Raw genomic sequence first — 15,389 nt, forward strand, 5'->3', positions numbered from 1 at the left:
CAATATAACGGAATATAGTATAAAAAATAAAAAATTATGAATTTACCATAAACTTTATTTCGATAGTGTTAAATATCGAAAGGAAAATGAAGGATTTCTACAAAAAAAGTGGTTAAACATAAAAAATGCTTTATAACCCGTTAGTTTCTATAAATATGCCAAAAAACACCGTAAAACAAATAACACATTGCATCTAATAAAGCAGAGAATGAAATATTTTAAAAGGATAAAACAAATATGAAGATATTAAATTTTTAAAAAAGTGAGGAGGAAATATAGTAACGATTACATACAGTGTTCCATGTTTTATTACAAAATAGACGTGCTGAAATCGAACAAGTTTCTTCTATATAAATAGAACGAAAACTGATTGAAATAAATGTAAAGGAACCTTGACGTAAAGTTTACTTTACATATATACTCGATATATGGAAGGAGGGAGAAATTTCCTTGGAAAATAAAATGGTCGAATACCGAAAGAAATTTGGACTATCTCAAGAAAAACTGGCCGAGAAACTCGGGGTTTCCAGACAAACCATTATCTCAATTGAAAAAGGGAAATACGATCCATCACTTCCGCTAGCATTTGAAATAGCAAAAACATTTCAGACAACGATAGAACATGTATTTATTTATGAAGGAAAAGAAGGGGAGGAGTAAGAATGAACTATTCACAAAAGTACTTTGTAATCATGGGAATTATCTTTCTATTTATGAGTGGATTTATGATATTAACAGGTATAATGACGCATTCTGCACCGCCGGCTATAACGTATCCATTGCTTGGGATGATGATTATGAGTTTCTGCCTAAGCTACTTACACCCACAATTTAAAGAAAAAGATGAGCGAATGAAACTCATTCGTTATAAAGGAATGTTTGTAACCTTTTTTGCATTAACAGTATATTATCTTCTTTTCTCTATTGGCTTAAACTTAAAAATACTTACACTATCTGCTACTGAATTATTGAATATACTTATGGCACTTACGATGAGTACCGTCTTTATCTCATTTGTTGTTTTGGCAAAAAGATATTAAGATGGAAGAGAGAAAGGAAGATTAACATATGCAAATGATGTATGCTTTTGGCATTGGGCTTGTATTATTTTTAGCCGTATTCTTATTTATTCGTAAAGATGTTCAAGGTGGGACATTAACGAAGCGAGGATTTTATAAATTAATCGGCTGTTTAGTTGTTATGCTTATAGCGATTATTGTAATGATCGTATTAATTAATCAGTCACTATAGAATGTAAAAACGGAACTTTACTTCGGTAAGGTTTTTCTTTATTATTAAACCTAAAAATTACCGCTAAATCCATTTACTGTAAATAAATTGTGTTATATAATCCAATGAACTGATAGATAAGGAGTGTAGTATATGAATAAAAAAACTATCTTCTATTTATTAACTTGTATACTACTTGTAGCTAGTACTACTTATATAATATGTAACAAAAGAGAACAAGTGCCACCTATATTAGTATGGGACGAACAAGAATACTATGTTACGAATGAACCTGCCAAAGTAGAAGAAGTTGGGCAAAAACTTGGCGAAGTAACAAAGAAAATTAAAACAAGTAAAAACCCTACTAAAAATAGAGAATCTAATACATTACAAGAGAAAACAGAAGTGTTTACAATGATTGAGGAAGAAAAAAGTGAATATCCGCCTTTAATCATAAAGGAAGCTTATAGTGATGAATATAGGGTAGTGAGGCCGATGTTGAAGCAAGTATTATGATGAAAAGGGGATTCATATGCAGAAAGAAACTGCGTATCTATGGTTGTTAAGAAAAACTTTTTCCTTTGCTTTATTTTGCCTCCTATCGGTGCATTTTACATTGTAATGAATAGAGGGGCACTACAAAAGAGAGACTTCATTTTATATTTATTATTTGCTGCTATTAATATATCACTTTGGTTATCGCTTATGATCTTTGATCGGACTATATGGATGGTAGTAGGGAACAGAAAATGTGGTTCATTTGTGCTACGGATACAGATTGATAGAAGAGAGGCCTTGTAGGAATGCTGCAAGGCTCTTTATATTTTTGGGAATTAATAGAAAATTAATCATATAAATGCTATACTAAAAAATGTTTGTAATGTCAGTTTCATAATATTGTATGATACTGACTTACTAGAAAAGATAATGAGGAGAATGAGCGTGCAAAAGATAAAGAGATTATTGCTATTAATGATGGTAGTAGGATTAACAGCGGTTGTTTTAGCAGGGTGTGCAAATCCGAAAGATACTACAGAAGAATTTTTAACAGCGATACAAAAAGGTGATGTAGAAAAGGCTCGTACATTTGTTGAGAGTGACAAGGAATTTAATAAACTAAATGAAAAAACAGATGATGCTGAGGCAAAAGCAATGCTAAGTGCAATTACAAAGAACTTTAAATTTGAAAAGCTAGAAGAAGTATCGAAAAAGGATGACAAAGCAGAAGTGAAAGTGAAAATTACATCTGCTGATCTATCCGTTGCTGTAACAAAAGCAGTGGGAGAAGTTATGCCAATGGCCTTCGCTAGCGCATTTAGCGAAGACAAAGAACAATCTGAAAAAGCGATTGAAAAAACAATGACCTCAACTATCATCAAAAACTTAACGGATAAAGATGCAGCAATGGCAACTCGCGAAGTTACATTGAACTTAAAGAAAGACAAAGATGGCGACTATAAAATCGTTGCTGACGATAACTTGAAAGAAGTATTGTTTGCCAATGCAAAGTCTTTGGAGAAGATGTTTGGTGGGAAGTAATTGAATTAGATAAAAAAGAGACACCATATCACGTAGAAGGTTGATATGGTGTCTCTTTTTTTATGACCCCGGAGAGGTTCGAACTCACGACCTCCACCCTGTCAAGGTGGCGCTCTCCCTGCTGAGCTACGGGATCCCAACTATAAATATTACCACCAGCAATGTGTTTTCATTTCATTCGTGTAATCGGAGAATTTATATAATTTGTTGAATATTGTAACATTTAATGTATTCTTATAATAACAACAAATTTCAATAGTGTAAAGATGTAATTTTCTGAATATTATCATTCCAATTTTTATATAAAAAAATAAGCCCCGAAGAGCTTATTTTAATAATAATATCACCGCAATTATCAATGATATTATCAAAAATAAAATCATAAATAATGGAACTCAGTCATGAGCTATCGCCCTGTAACTGTCATTCCTGCTGTGTAAATTGTATCAATAGAACCGTCAGCGTCTTTTATTTCGACTTTATAACGATATGTTCCATCCTCATAAATATCATCGCCATATCCTGTGAAAGTTGCAATTTCATCATTGCTTCCAGCTGGGACCCATTGATTTTGCCAACGGAAGTTGGTTTCAAATTCTCCCCATCTATCGCCATATTTCTTTTCAAGGCTGACATTGTAATGAATTTCTTCCGCTCGGTCATTTGTAATTCTTGCAATTACGCTGTTACCAAAAGTAACTTGTGTAGAGTGTACCTGAACTGTAACACCGTTCACCGTTTCGCTAGGACCACAAATATAACGACAGAACTCGCTTGCTCCGTCAGCATGTGCCTTCGGTGTATCAATGTTCATAGCTGTTAAACCACCTAAAGCTAAAGCTCCTGTTAATAATACTTTACCAAATGTTTTCACTTGAAATTCCCCCTAAGTATATTCTCAATTCGTTCCATAGATACCACATTAAGTAGTTTTATAACATTAATCTAATCGAACGCTTTTTTCCTCGAGTGTATTCGCTATGAATCTTTCATCTTGTAGTAATCTAACCTCTACATATAATTTCATAGTTTTGATTCCATATATGTATCATGATTTACATAGAGCAAATCTGTTAATACGTTTTGGTTATTTACTTATCACACTGCTTTTTTATTACCTTTTATTGGTAAAATGTTGATTTTATTATATACCATTATTATCTATTTACAAGAGAAAATCATACTGTATGCAAAAATGCATAATAAAAAACACTGCTTGTATTCTGAATTACAGAATACAAGCGGTGCTGAGTTTCAATTAATATTTGATTGGAACCTAATGCTAATTTTTTATGTTTAACAGTATACATATATCACTGTTTTTTAGTCATAATTGATAAACCTTGTTCAGAGGACGCTATTCCTACTGGGCTACGGAATCTTCAAAAGGGAAAGTATAAGCGATTATGCTAGTAATGTATGAAGGGATAATGATAAGAAGAAAATTCAGTAAAAAGTAGTTTTTGAATGTAGCCGTTATATTATTTCCGGTATTTATCTAAAGGATTTTCATCGCTTAAATCAACAATTAAAGGGCATAAAAATAACAGTGGTAAAGCAGCGTTAGCTTGATGAAAAGTATCATTAGACATATATTGTCTTCCAAAACAATACGGACAATCTTTTTCAAATGTTATGAGAAGCGACCATACGTCTTTTACTTTCCACTTCGTTTTACAATACGTACAACGCGCCATTGAGTTCCTCCTCATTTTAAGGTGTTTTCTAATATATTCTACTTTATTGTACGAAAGTCATTTGAATTTGATGTGGCAAATTTCTGCGTTCTCTTTAATAAGTGGACTAGTTAAATCTCTACTATTCCAAACAAGAGCAACGTTTGCTTTTTGTTTTAAAATTCGTTGGCATTCAATTTTGAAAGCCTCTTTATCAAACTAATGAAATGCTTGGGCAACAGTTACTAAATCTACACTATTTTCTTTTAAAGTGGTATTTTCAGCAGTTGCTTTTATGGATTGAAAACGAGAATATAGTTTTGACGATTGCTCAGCCATCTTCCTCATATCATTATTTGGCTCAACTCCAATAACATGTAAACCACTTTCAAGCAGCTGGCGGCTAAATATCCCCGTATCCGTACCTGAACCAATATCAGCTACAATCGGATTTCCTTTCAGTTGGTTAGCTGAAAGTAAGTAATCAATATATTCATTAGGATAACTAGGACGATATTGTGCATATATATCGGCCCTGTCAGTAAAATTTTCTGTTGTTTTCACAGTACTACCTTCTTTCTTACAATATTATGTACAGAAATAGAAATTAAATATGAATTTCGGCATCAGTCTCTAAGTCTACCACTTAAGAGTCCAGCTAAATAGAAAGCCTCAGTTTCTGTATTCAAATATCCTTCATCCGTTTAGTATACTATTTTAGATAATATCTTCCAAAAGGCTATAATGGCTTACTTAAATAAATCCACATAACTGTATGTTTTTATGAATTTATTTAATAATTTATGAGCAATTATATGTCGTATTACGTTTACGTAGGTAAGAGATTTTCATTTTTGCTATTTAAATTGGCCAATATATCCTTTTTACAATTTACTGAAAATCATGTATAACAGAGATACAAGATTATTTTATAAATATTCAGGAGTAGAGGGAGAAAAGTTGTAATGGTAAGAAAAACGTTCAAGATGCGCGTGTCTAGAAATAGAACGATTTCGATTAATGGATCGATTCTTGATGTGGATGTTACACATGATGAATTTTTACAAGAGTTTGTTGAGTGGGTTGATTCTAAAGGTTGGTCGTTTATGGGGATAACGGATGAGATTACGCCCGAGGAAGCTAGTCAAAAGTTAATAGATTCGTTGATTGATGAGAAGGATAAGAAAGAGTAATTCCTTCTTATTTTTATTGTATATTTATGTTCTTTATCGTAAAAATATGATATAGTAAAAAATAGTGAAAATTCTTCCAGTTTAATACAAATTACATATGATTGGTAGATATATTATTTTGTTAAGGGATTAAATGGAAAAGGGAGAGTCATATGGTAAATTTTAAGAAAATTTTGGTTTTTATTACAGTTATTTGTTTGTTTTTGTTGACACCTATGACATTGCGTGCTGAGACGAATATTGGAGTAAATCCAGAACAAGTTGCACCACCACCTGCGGAAGGACCAAATGTTTTTAGTCAGTTTGCAACGACAATTGATGCGAAAACAGGAGATGTTTTGTATGACAAAAACGCATATCACCGCGCATATCCTGCTAGTACGACGAAAGTGTTAACAGCGATTCTACTCATGGAGCATACAAAGCCAGAGGATCAATTTACATTTTCACAATTAGCATTAGATCAAGAGAAGAGTAATTATCAAATTGAGTTTCAACCTGGAGAGACAATTAATAGAAATACTGCGCTTATGATTTTAATGGTGCTGAGTGCGAATGATGTGTCGTATGCGATTGCGGAGCGGATTGGCGGGAGTGTTGAAAATTTCGCCAATATGATGAATGAGAAAGCGAAGCAATTAGGAGCGAGAGATAGTCACTTTGTAACACCGAATGGATTGCATAATCCGAATCATTATACGACGCCATATGATATGGCTATGATTACGAAAGGTGTGCAAAATTATCCTGAAATTTTACAAGCGATGAATACGAAAAGAACGACAGTTACGACGTCTAGGCAGACGGTGTCTATTTTTAATAAATCTAATTTTTTTGAAAATCCATATAGCATTGGCGGTAAGACAGGGTTTACGAATGAAGCGCGTAATACACTTGTTTTATTAAATGAGAAAGATGGAAATCGTATTATAAATGTAGTAATGGCTTCTCAAAGACCTGAAATTTATGAAGATTTGAAGCAGATGGCGGACTATTCTTTTGGTCAATTTGTGAAGCAAACTGTACTAGATAAACATAGTTGGCATCAAAAAACAACATATTTAAATAAAGATATTAATAGTGAACTTGAAAAAAGTGCAGAACTTATGCTTAAGAAAGATGAAGGGAAAAATGTGAAAACTATTTTCCGGGCAGCTTCATTAGATAAAGAATCTTTGTATCATAAAGGAATTCATCGTGGTGAGGTAGTTGGTGCAGTTGATATTACGAAAAATAATCAAACAATTGCGACGGTAAATGTTCTTTCAACAGAAGATGTCACTTTTGCGATGCCTAAAAAAGATACAATTGTATCAGAAGAAAAAGAGTCAAATGTGAAAGTAATAAGTGTTGGGGTAGGCGCACTTGTACTATTTGGAGCCATTTTATATGTAGTGCTACGCCGAAATACAAAAGGAATGAAAACAGAAGAAAAATAACGTATTAGTAAAAAGGCTGTGGAGATTTTATCACAGTCTTTTTCTATGCTAAAAATACTTTTAACTAATAATTGTAAATTTTCTTATTGCAATAACCTAAAGTTCGTTATATCATTTACTTGTGTTCTTGTTAAAGAACGCAATGAACATTGCATACTTCAAATAATATAAAACAACGGAGAGGGAGAGAGTCGATGAAATTAATTTGGAAGGTAATTAGCAACGCGATCTCATTTGTTTTATTTGCATTGATGGTGTTTTTAGCTTTTGTAGTTATTTCTTCAAAAGCGAGCGGTGGTGATCCCACAGTGATGGGATATCAATTTAAGAGCGTTCTTTCAGGATCAATGGAGCCAACGTTTTTAACAGGATCAATCATTGCAATAGAACCAAACAAAGATGGTTCTAAATATCAAAAAGGTGATGTTATTACCTTTAAAGAGAAAGATCAAAAAATTATCACTCACCGTATTATCGGTGTAAAAGATACAAATGGAAAAGTAGTGTATGAAACAAAAGGGGATAACAACAACGGACCAGATTTAGAGCCAGTACTTGCAGAAAATGTAGTTGGAAAGTATGCAGATATTACAGTTCCGTATGTTGGGTATTTACTGAATTATGCGAATTCAAAAGCGGGAGCAGCATTACTTCTTATTATTCCAGGAGTCTTTTTACTTGGTTATTCCGCGATTTCTATTTTTGGTGCTATTCGTAGTATTGACGGAGAAAAGAAAGATAAAAAAGTAGAACAATCCGTCTAGTTCGTTTGGTTATACTTTCCGTTTAGGAAGTTAACAAATATATATTAAGGGGATATGGACATGACTTTAAAGAAAAAATTAGGAATGGGTATTACATCAGCAGTACTAGGAGCAGCGTTAGTTGGTGGAGGAACATTTGCGTTTTTCAGTGATAAAGAAGTGTCAAACAATACATTTGCGGCTGGGACACTGGATTTAGCATTAAATCCATCAACAGTTGTTAACGTATCGAATTTAAAACCTGGGGATACAATTGAAAAAGAATTTAAACTAGAAAATAAAGGCTCTTTAGATATTAAAAAGGTTCTACTGAAAACAGATTATAATGTAGAAGATGTAAAGAAAGATAATAAAGATGATTTTGGTAAACATATTAAAGTAACATTCTTAAAAAATGTAGATAAGCATGAGACAATTGTGAAACAAACTACTTTAGATAAATTAAAAGGTGACACACTTACAGCTGTAGATAATGATTTATCGGCTTGGTTCTGGGATGAAAAAGGTATTTCAGCAGGTAAATCTGATAAATTCAAAGTGAAATTTGAGTTCGTTGATAATGGAAAAGATCAAAATCAATTCCAAGGCGATAAGTTACAATTAAATTGGACGTTTGATGCACAACAAACAGCAGGTGAAGAAAGATAATAACAAAAAGGGCTATCACATGGATAGCCCTTTTTCTATTTTTCTAGTATTTGTCTATCAATTTTAATAGTTCTTTACTATAATATAGATAATGTTCTGTATAAAGAACGTAATGTTCGATGGGGGAGATTAAGATGCTGAAAAGACCGCGGAATTTTAAAAAGATGCTTATATTGCCGTGTATGTGTTCTATTACGTTTTATTTAGGATCTCAAATTATGACGTATACAGAAGCGGCGTTCATTCATGAAACGAAAGTGGAAGCGACGCTTTCTACAGCAATTATATTTCCGAAAACAGTTAATACGTTAAAAGAGCAATCTGAGAAACATAAACAGTTTATTGAGCGTGAGTATGGAACGATGAAGGGGAAATCGAAAGCAACTTCTATTGAAGAAATAAAACAGGCGATTTCTGTATGGCAACAAGGGCGTGAGAAAATTGTTGCTGAGAAGGAAGCTCTGCAAAATGTATATACTGAAATAGAGGCTCCTTACAATCAAATACAAGAAGAATTAAAGGTAAATAAAGATGAGTCGATGCAGCAAGTGTCCGTATATGTAAATGAAGGCTTTCGCAGTATTAAAGAGAAACATGACTATATTGAGAAAGAAATTAGCTTGAAAGCTATTGATGAGCAAATTCAGGCTCTTCAGCAACAATTAAACGTTGCAATTGAAGCGGAAGGACAAAAGAAAGCAGAAGAACAAAAGAAAGTAGAAGAACAGAAGAAAGCGGAAGAACAGAAGAAAGTAGAAGAACAGAAGAAAGCAGAAGAACAGAAGAAAGCAGAAGAACAAAAGAAAGTAGAAGAACAGAAGAAAGCGGAAGAACAAAAGAAAGCAGAAGAACAAAAGAAAGTAGAAGAACAGAAGAAAGCAGAAGAACAGAAGAAAGTAGAGGAACAGAAGAAAATAGAAGAGCAAAAGAAAGTAGAAGAGCAAAAGAAAGTAGAAGAGCAAAAGAAAGCAGAAGAACAGAAAAAAGCGGAGTAACTGCTGTAGTGAAACGGCTGGAAAACAAGAATGTGGTGCAAGAGATAATGAACGAATAAGCAAAACTAGTAATATTTATATGAGTGTGAGGGAACGTTAGCCCTCACCTCTTTGTTTTTCTTTTTTCTTATAGTATTAAATGCATTTGAGTGTGAAAAAAGTTATAAATCATCATTCTTTTTTTCTGAAAAATCTAAATAATATTGAGAAATAAAAATAACTGAAAATATTAATAAATATGTGTTGTGTTTATATAGGGTTGTTCGTTATAATGAACATAAGGTTTTTAAAAAAGAACACATATTAGCTAAGCTAATATAGTTTTCTTTACATCTCTTATTGAAAAATAAGTGATAAAAATATAAAAAAAAGCTAGGGGGAATTGATTGTGAGTCTGAAAAAGAAATTAGGTATGGGAGTTGCATCAGCAGCATTGGGGTTAGCTTTAATTGGTGGAGGAACATTTGCATTCTTTAGCGATAAAGAAGTATCAAACAATACATTTGCAGCTGGGACGTTAGACCTTACATTAAACCCTAAGACGCTTGTAGATATTAAAGATTTAAAACCAGGGGATTCTGTTAAGAAAGAGTTCTTATTACAAAACAGCGGTTCGTTAACTATTAAAGACGTTAAATTAGCAACAAAGTATACTGTTAAAGATGCAAAAGGTGATAATGCTGGTGAAGACTTTGGTAAGCACGTTAAAGTAAAATTCCTTTGGAACTGGGATAAACAAAGTGAGCCTGTATACGAAACAACTTTAGCAGACTTACAAAAAGTTGATCCAGATCTTTTAGCTAAAGACATCTTTGCTCCTGAGTGGGGAGAAAAGGGTGGATTAGCAGCTGGTACAGAGGATTATCTATGGGTACAATTTGAATTTGTAGATGATGGAAAAGACCAAAATATCTTCCAAGGTGATACATTGAATTTAGAATGGACATTCAATGCTAACCAAGAAGCTGGGGAAGAAAAATAATAAAAAAGCGGGTATTCCCGCTTTTTTTTATAAAGAAAAAGAAGTGCTGGTTGTAAGCACTTCTTTCTATTATTATTTTTGATTTTGCTTCCACTTTGTAAATTCAAGAAATTCACGAAATTGTTCTTTGGAGACACCAGAGTTCATTGCATCTTTAACGAGTTGTGTCCATTCGGAGTCTAGGTTAGTTGCCTTTGTTGTTTCATCATGAAGTAAAGTATCAACTGGAATTTGTAGAACTGCTGCGATCTTTTCAAGAAACTGAATGGAAGGGTTTTTTTGTAAATTTCGTTCTATAGAACTAATGTAAGATTTAGCAACGCCAGCTTTTTCGGCAAGTTCAGTTAATGAAATACCTTTTTGTAAACGAAGGCGTTTTATACGTTCTCCAATCATATTTGCGCACCTTTCTATCAATATGTAGTTGTCTTATGATGTCATTATTATAACATAAACTTCGTTAAAAAGAACAAACCTATTGAGCCTGACTGGATGGCTTCATACGTTGGAAAAATTGCTCGATGTCTTGCATGGCGATACCAGCATCTAGAGCTTCAAGTATTAAATCAATCCATTCTTGATCCAGTGCGTCTGTCTTATCTTTGTACAAATGTAATTCCTCCCTAATTATCGGTCATAATTGCTGCTACAGAATACATGATAATGCAATCGGACTTTGTGTTTTATATAGTGAATTATCAAATACTTTGTAGATGAAACAAAGATAAAATCCCCATTAAACTCCCTCTATGGAAATTATAAATTGTTCGATAAAAACTTTCAATATTTTCAGAAAACATTGTTGAATTGTGATATATCCGTATGCTAACTATGAAATTTTTACAAATATATTAAAAACATTACATAATATGACTAAATATTGAAAAAATATTGAATTTTTAATAAAATTTAATTTGTAATACATATTATTTATTAGGGGAGGAAATAAGGGATGAACAAGAAACCGTTCAAAGTTTTGTCATCAATCGCTTTGACAGCTGTATTAGGCCTTTCATTCGGAGCTGGCACTCAATCGGCATATGCTGAAACACCTGTGAATAAAACAGCTACGAGCCCAGTGGATGATCATTTAATTCCAGAAGAGCGTTTAGCAGATGCACTGAAAAAACGTGGGGTAATTGATTCTTCAGCTTCAGAGAAAGAAACAAAGAAAGCTGTTGAAAAGTATGTAGAGGACAAAAAGGGTGAAAATCCTGGGAAAGAAGCAACAAATGGGGATCAACTTACGAAAGAAGCATCTGACTTTTTAAAGAAAGTGAAAGATGCGAAAGCAGATACGAAAGAAAAACTAAATCAGCCAGCAACAGGGACACCTGCAGCGACAGGACCAGTTAAAGGCGGACTAAATGGTAAAGTACCAACTTCTCCAGCAAAACAAAAAGCATATAACGGCGATGTTCGTAAAGATAAGGTACTTGTTTTACTTGTAGAGTACGCTGATTTTAAACATAACAACATCGATAAAGAACCTGGTTATATGTATTCGGAAGACTTTAACAAAGAACACTATGAAAAAATGTTATTCGGTGATGAGCCATTCGCGTTAGAGGATGGAAGCAAAATCGAAACATTTAAACAATATTACGAAGAGCAATCCGGTGGTAGTTACACAGTGGACGGAACAGTTACAAAATGGTTAACAGTTCCTGGTAAAGCTGCTGATTATGGTGCAGATGCTGCTACAGGTCATGATAATAAAGGACCAAAAGGACCACGTGATCTAGTAAAAGATGCATTAAAAGCAGCTGTAGATAGCGGTCTTGATTTATCACAGTTTGATCAGTTCGATCAATACGATGTAAATGGTGATGGAAATCAAAATCAACCAGACGGTTTAATCGATCACTTAATGATTATTCATGCGGGTGTTGGACAAGAAGCTGGCGGTGGTAAATTAGGTGATGATGCAATTTGGTCACATCGCTGGACAGTTGGACCAAAACCATTCGCAATTGAAGGCACACAAGCGAAAGTTCCGTATTGGGGCGGAAAGATGGCAGCATTCGACTACACAATTGAACCAGAAGATGGCGCAGTTGGTGTATTCGCGCATGAATATGGCCATGATTTAGGTTTACCAGATGAGTATGATACAGACTATACGGGTCATGGTGAGCCAATTCAAGCTTGGTCTGTTATGAGTGGCGGCAGCTGGGCTGGTAAAATCGCTGGAACAACACCAACGAGTTTCTCACCACAAAATAAAGAGTTTTTCCAAAAAACAATTGGTGGTAACTGGGCAAATATCGTAGAAGTAGATTACGAGAAATTAAATAAAGGTATCGGTCTAGCAACATATTTAGACCAAAGTGTTACGAAATCTAACCGTCCAGGTATGATTCGTGTTAACTTACCAGATAAAGATGTAAAAACAATTGCACCAGCATTTGGTAAGCAGTATTACTACAGCACAAAAGGTGATAATCTTCATACAACGTTAGAAACACCACTGTTCGATTTAACGAATGCAACGAATGCGAAATTTGATTTCAAATCGTTATATGAAATCGAAGCAGAGTATGATTTCCTTGAAGTACATGCTGTAACAGAAGATGGTCAAAAAACGTTAATTGAAAGACTTGGCGAGAAAGCAAATAGTGGAAATGCAGATTCGACAAATGGAAAATGGATTGACAAATCATATGATTTAAGTCAATTCAAAGGTAAAAAAGTAAAATTAACGTTTGAGTACATTACGGATGGTGGTTTAGCATTAAATGGTTTCCTACTTGATAATGCGTCATTAACAGTAGATGGTAAAGTTACATTCTCAGATGATGCTGAAGGTACACCACAATTAAAATTAGATGGTTTCGTTGTATCTAGCGGAACAGAGAAGAAAAAACATAACTACTACGTAGAGTGGAGAAACCATACTGGATCAGATAGCGCATTGAAATTTGCTCGCGGTCCAGAATATAACTCAGGTATGGTTGTATGGTATGCAGACTCAGCTTACGCAGATAACTGGGTTGGTTTACATCCAGGACATGGTTTCCTTGGTGTAGTTGATTCTCATCCAGAAGCAATTGTAGGAACTTTAAATGGTAAACCAACAATTGATAGTAGTACACGATTCCAAATCGCTGATGCGGCATTCTCATTCGATAAAACGCCAGCTTGGAAAGTTGTATCTCCAACGCGTGGAACGTATACGTATGATGGCTTAGCGGGTGTAGCGAAGTTTGATGATTCGAAAACGTATATTAATCAACAGATTCCAGATGCAGGACGTATTTTACCGAAGCTTGGTCTGAAGTTTGAAGTAGTAGGACAAGCTGATGATAATTCTGCAGGTGCTGTTCGTTTATATCGTTAATACTGTGAAACTACCGAGAGATTTTCTTTCGGTAGTTTTTTTGTGAGCAATGAATTTTATATAGTTGAAAAAGTCATATATAATGTAACTTTAAGAATAGAAATTTATTATATATGAAGTCTATATAAATAATGAAAGAACTGGATAAAAATAGTGGGAGAAGGTGAGTGAATGAGTATTTCCTCTATTGTAAGTAGGCAAAAGGAATATTTTTTAAAAGGGCATACGAGAAGCATCGAAATGAGAAAGAATAATTTGAAGAGGCTTTATGAAGGCATTCAGCGTTTTGAAGAAGAAATATTTCAGGCATTGAAATTAGATTTAAATAAGTCAGTTCACGAGTCGTTTACAACGGAAGTTGGATATGTATTAAAAGAAATTTCTTTTCAATTGAAACATATGTCATCGTGGAGTAAACCAAAGCGAGTTCGAACAGCACTGACTCATTTTGGATCAAAAGGAAAAGTAGTGCCAGAACCGTATGGTGTTACGCTTATTATTGCACCGTGGAACTATCCGTTCCAATTAGCAATTGCACCACTTGTAGGAGCACTGGCAGCTGGAAATACAATCGTTTTAAAGCCGTCAGAGTTAACGCCAAGCGTTTCAAAAGTGCTTAAGAGAATGTTAGGTGAGTTATTCCCAGAAGAGCTTGTAGCGGTAGTAGAAGGTGGCGTTGAAGAGAGTACATCTTTGCTGAGGGAACCGATTGATTATATTTTCTTTACTGGTAGTGTTGGCGTTGGAAAAGTTGTAATGGAAGCAGCAGCGAAACAGTTGACGCCGCTTACGTTAGAACTTGGCGGGAAAAGTCCTTGTATTGTACATAAAGATGCAAAGATAGAGATGACAGCAAGAAGAATTGTTTGGGGTAAGTTTTTAAATGCAGGGCAGACGTGTGTAGCGCCTGATTATATGTACGTGCATTCTTCCGTGAAAGAAAAGCTAATTGAGGCAATGCGACATGAAATTACAGAGCAGTATAGTAAAGAACCTTTGCAAAATGAAAATTACGTGCGTATTGTAAGTGAGCGTCATTTTGAACGATTATGTCGATTTTTACAAGATGGTCAAGTCGTAATTGGTGGAAACTATAAGAAAGATACATTACATATTGAGCCGACAGTACTAGCGGATACTACATGGCAAGATGCTGTTATGGAAGATGAAATTTTTGGCCCGATTTTACCAATCATAGAGTACGACAATATAGAAGATGTAATTGGCACAATTCAGCAACATCCGAAGCCGTTAGCGTTATATGTATTTTCTGAAGATAAAGAAGTACAAAAGAAAGTGACGAGTAATATTTCATATGGTGGAGGCTGTATTAATGATGTTGTCTATCATCTTGCCACGCCATATTTACCTTTTGGGGGTGTTGGAAGTAGTGGATTAGGGGGTTATCATGGGAAAGAAAGTTTTCGGACTTTTTCACATTATAAAAGCATTTTAGCCCAATCTACAGCATTCGACATGAAAATTCGTTACTCTTCTACAAAAAGTGCTTTAAAATTCATACGAAAGTTGTTAAAATGATGATGGTGTTTATCAGTAGGCGCAGCCGTATGATAATAGCCCCT

The 15,389-nt window shown here is 34.2% G+C and carries 17 protein-coding genes, 1 tRNA gene and 2 pseudogenes; 14 read left to right on the top strand and 6 right to left on the bottom strand.

Annotated elements, in window-relative coordinates:
- The first annotated feature begins 450 nt into the window (after positions 1-450).
- The 6 genes and pseudogenes from DN403_RS19835 to DN403_RS19860 all read left to right on the top strand — a co-directional run bounded on the left by DN403_RS19835 (position 451) and on the right by DN403_RS19860 (position 2,769).
- Entirely contained in the window at positions 451-660 is a 210-nt protein-coding gene (locus DN403_RS19835) for a helix-turn-helix transcriptional regulator (protein ID WP_000428510.1), read from the top strand.
- Positions 661-662: 2 nt separating this feature from the next.
- Positions 663-1,040, top strand: coding sequence for a hypothetical protein (locus tag DN403_RS19840; RefSeq protein WP_001109904.1), 378 nt, complete (start codon positions 663-665; stop codon positions 1,038-1,040).
- Between the two features lie 28 nt (positions 1,041-1,068).
- On the top strand, positions 1,069-1,251 hold the full coding sequence (locus DN403_RS19845) for a DUF3976 domain-containing protein (RefSeq protein WP_001178294.1): 183 nt from the start codon (positions 1,069-1,071) through the stop codon (positions 1,249-1,251).
- Positions 1,252-1,383: 132 nt separating this feature from the next.
- Positions 1,384-1,746 (top strand): hypothetical protein, encoded by a 363-nt coding sequence (locus DN403_RS19850; RefSeq protein ID WP_001036577.1) that lies wholly within the window; start codon positions 1,384-1,386, stop codon positions 1,744-1,746.
- A gap of 16 nt (positions 1,747-1,762) precedes the next feature.
- A pseudogene (locus DN403_RS32210) lies at positions 1,763-2,031 on the top strand (hypothetical protein).
- A 141-nt stretch (positions 2,032-2,172) separates the two neighbouring features.
- Positions 2,173-2,769: a DUF4878 domain-containing protein gene (locus DN403_RS19860; RefSeq protein WP_001169502.1), complete on the top strand. Its 597-nt coding sequence runs from the start codon at positions 2,173-2,175 to the stop codon at positions 2,767-2,769.
- A gap of 63 nt (positions 2,770-2,832) precedes the next feature.
- On the opposite strand, the gene DN403_RS19865 is transcribed toward DN403_RS19860, so the two are convergent.
- The 4 genes and pseudogenes from DN403_RS19865 to DN403_RS19880 form a co-directional block, all read right to left on the bottom strand.
- Positions 2,833-2,905 (bottom strand) — tRNA-Val (locus tag DN403_RS19865).
- A gap of 270 nt (positions 2,906-3,175) precedes the next feature.
- The gene (locus tag DN403_RS19870) at positions 3,176-3,643 is read right to left on the bottom strand and encodes a hypothetical protein (RefSeq protein ID WP_000846651.1); all 468 of its coding nucleotides are present in this window, start codon (positions 3,641-3,643) and stop codon (positions 3,176-3,178) included.
- Positions 3,644-4,250: 607 nt separating this feature from the next.
- On the bottom strand, positions 4,251-4,466 hold the full coding sequence (locus DN403_RS19875) for a hypothetical protein (RefSeq protein ID WP_000090226.1): 216 nt from the start codon (positions 4,464-4,466) through the stop codon (positions 4,251-4,253).
- 75 nt (positions 4,467-4,541) lie between these two features.
- A pseudogene (locus DN403_RS19880) lies at positions 4,542-5,009 on the bottom strand (class I SAM-dependent methyltransferase); the annotation flags it as partial.
- 401 nt (positions 5,010-5,410) lie between these two features.
- Here DN403_RS19880 and DN403_RS19885 point away from each other — a divergent pair.
- From DN403_RS19885 to calY, 6 genes are all read left to right on the top strand, one after another.
- Positions 5,411-5,638, top strand: coding sequence for a hypothetical protein (locus tag DN403_RS19885; protein WP_000251862.1), 228 nt, complete (start codon positions 5,411-5,413; stop codon positions 5,636-5,638).
- A gap of 152 nt (positions 5,639-5,790) precedes the next feature.
- Positions 5,791-7,077, top strand: coding sequence for a D-alanyl-D-alanine carboxypeptidase family protein (locus DN403_RS19890; protein WP_000247025.1), 1,287 nt, complete (start codon positions 5,791-5,793; stop codon positions 7,075-7,077).
- Between the two features lie 194 nt (positions 7,078-7,271).
- Positions 7,272-7,841, top strand: a complete 570-nt coding sequence (sipW, locus tag DN403_RS19895; RefSeq protein WP_000767804.1) for a signal peptidase I SipW — start codon at positions 7,272-7,274, stop codon at positions 7,839-7,841.
- A 60-nt stretch (positions 7,842-7,901) separates the two neighbouring features.
- Positions 7,902-8,489, top strand: coding sequence for a CalY family protein (locus DN403_RS19900; protein WP_000172852.1), 588 nt, complete (start codon positions 7,902-7,904; stop codon positions 8,487-8,489).
- Positions 8,490-8,623: 134 nt separating this feature from the next.
- Complete coding sequence (locus DN403_RS19905; RefSeq protein WP_000919975.1) at positions 8,624-9,484, top strand: DUF4047 domain-containing protein; 861 nt, start codon at positions 8,624-8,626, stop codon at positions 9,482-9,484.
- 388 nt (positions 9,485-9,872) lie between these two features.
- Complete coding sequence (calY, locus tag DN403_RS19910; protein ID WP_000053713.1) at positions 9,873-10,466, top strand: biofilm matrix protein CalY; 594 nt, start codon at positions 9,873-9,875, stop codon at positions 10,464-10,466.
- Between the two features lie 72 nt (positions 10,467-10,538).
- Here the strand turns inward: calY and DN403_RS19915 are convergent, their stop codons facing one another.
- Complete coding sequence (locus DN403_RS19915) at positions 10,539-10,862, bottom strand: helix-turn-helix domain-containing protein (protein WP_000578875.1); 324 nt, start codon at positions 10,860-10,862, stop codon at positions 10,539-10,541.
- A 79-nt stretch (positions 10,863-10,941) separates the two neighbouring features.
- Complete coding sequence (locus DN403_RS19920; protein ID WP_000276219.1) at positions 10,942-11,076, bottom strand: anti-repressor SinI family protein; 135 nt, start codon at positions 11,074-11,076, stop codon at positions 10,942-10,944.
- A 342-nt stretch (positions 11,077-11,418) separates the two neighbouring features.
- On the opposite strand from DN403_RS19920, the gene inhA1 reads away from it, so the two are divergent.
- Positions 11,419-13,806: a M6 family metalloprotease immune inhibitor InhA1 gene (gene inhA1 / locus DN403_RS19925; RefSeq protein WP_001035950.1), complete on the top strand. Its 2,388-nt coding sequence runs from the start codon at positions 11,419-11,421 to the stop codon at positions 13,804-13,806.
- 171 nt (positions 13,807-13,977) lie between these two features.
- On the top strand, positions 13,978-15,345 hold the full coding sequence (locus DN403_RS19930; RefSeq protein ID WP_000028385.1) for an aldehyde dehydrogenase: 1,368 nt from the start codon (positions 13,978-13,980) through the stop codon (positions 15,343-15,345).
- The last annotated feature ends 44 nt before the right edge of the window (positions 15,346-15,389 follow it).

The organism is Bacillus sp. AY2-1, from assembly GCF_008368965.1.
GTDB classification, from domain to species: domain Bacteria; phylum Bacillota; class Bacilli; order Bacillales; family Bacillaceae_G; genus Bacillus_A; species Bacillus_A thuringiensis_S.